This window comes from Ruminococcus sp. D54t1_190329_F1, from assembly GCF_015551645.1.
GTDB classification, from domain to species: domain Bacteria; phylum Bacillota; class Clostridia; order Lachnospirales; family Lachnospiraceae; genus Blautia_A; species Blautia_A faecis.
In genome coordinates, this window is sequence record NZ_JADNDC010000097.1 from 1 (window position 1) to 1648 (window position 1648).

Below are 1648 nucleotides of genomic sequence, written 5' to 3' on the forward strand. Positions count from 1 at the left end.
ATTTTCAACGAATCATGAAAGCTTATCACAGCCTATAATGAAAATAGAGGATTGACCTCCACTACTTTTTTTACTTCCTGCCTTGTTTTACAATAGTTATTGACAGGATTAAGTTTGATTGTACCTTGGAGGATTTTCACCCCGTTTTTCAACGTAAATGTTTTGCCCTTGAGTACAGCATATTGTCGCATCTTTTACAGATAGCACGAGTAGCAAAGTCCATATTATCTCGGGCAAATCTCCTGTCAATTCTATTATAAAGGAGGCTGTCTGTATGAAAGATCTTTTAGAAATTTCCTGTGGTTTGGATATCCACAAAGAAAAAATTGTTGCATGTATCCTAACTGGTCCATTAGGTAAACCTACTCACTCTGAAATTCGTGAATTTACCACTTTAATTCCTGATATGCTTGCTTTACGAGACTGGATCATTTCAGAGAATTGCCATCATATTGCAATGGAAAGCACTGGCATTTATTGGATTCCAATTTACGAAATATTAGAAGATGCTTTCTCTGGAGATATCACTTTATTAGTTGTTAATGCCCGCCATATGAAGAACGTTCCTGGCAAAAAAACTGATATGCGTGATTCTGAATGGATTTCTACATTACTACGTGCAGGACTCCTTAATGCAAGTTTTATTCCAGAAAAAAGGATTCGTGAATTTCGTGATTTAAACCGTTATCGCAAGAGTATTATCCGCGATATTACTTCCCAGAAAAACAGGGTTGAAAAATTCCTGCAGAGTTCCGGTTTTCGTCTGTCTTCTTTTATTTCTGATATTTTTGGTGCTTCCGGCAGAAACATTATTCTACATTTGATGGAACATGGACAGATTGATAAAATATCTTTGGATTCTTATCTCAAAACAAAAACCAGAAAACGCATTGATGAAATCCTCATGTCTGTAAATGGGACTCTTTCAGAACATCAAAAATCTTTCTTAAAAATCCTCATGTGTCATTATGATTCCATGAAAGAGCATCTTATTGAAATTGAAACTCATCTTCAGGAAGATATGCTTCCATTCGCTTTACAAATTGAACAGTTAAATACTATCTATGGAATAAGTACAACTGCTTCCTGTGCAATCATTGCCGAAATCGGTACAGATATGAAACCATTTAAAACTGCAGAACACATCTGTTCATGGGCCGGTCTGTGTCCCGGCAATAACGAGAGTGCCGGAAAAAGAAAAAGTACCTCTATCACAAAAGGCAATCCTTATATAAAAAGTATGCTTTGTGAGATTGCCTGGGTAATTGCCGGCAAACGAAACACATATCTTTCAGCCTGGTATTGGAGAATCAAGCAGAAAAAAGGAGCCAGAAAAGCCATTGTTGCTCTTGCTCGTAAATTACTTGTTATCATTTATACAATGCTAAAACAAGGCACTAATTTTGATGAAAACTGTTTTGAAGTCAGGCGCAAAAACTGTGAGCAAAAACAACTTTCCCGTTATATACGAGAATTAGAAAAACATGGCTATACGGTTGAAGCTCAAGTATAATCCATCTTTTGTACAAATCATATTTCACTGCTGGCAGCCATTATTATGACTGCTTTATAGTGATGCTTTCATAATTGTTGAAAACATTTGTTGTCAAGGTTCAAGTCTTGGCTGCGATTTTTATTTTCGTAGCAA

At 36.1% G+C, this 1648-nt stretch carries 1 pseudogene; it reads left to right on the plus strand.

Annotated elements, in window-relative coordinates:
• Positions 1-274 precede the first annotated feature (274 nt).
• A pseudogene (locus I2D69_RS19690) lies at positions 275-1411 on the plus strand (IS110 family transposase); the annotation flags it as partial.
• Positions 1412-1648: the final 237 nt, after the last annotated feature.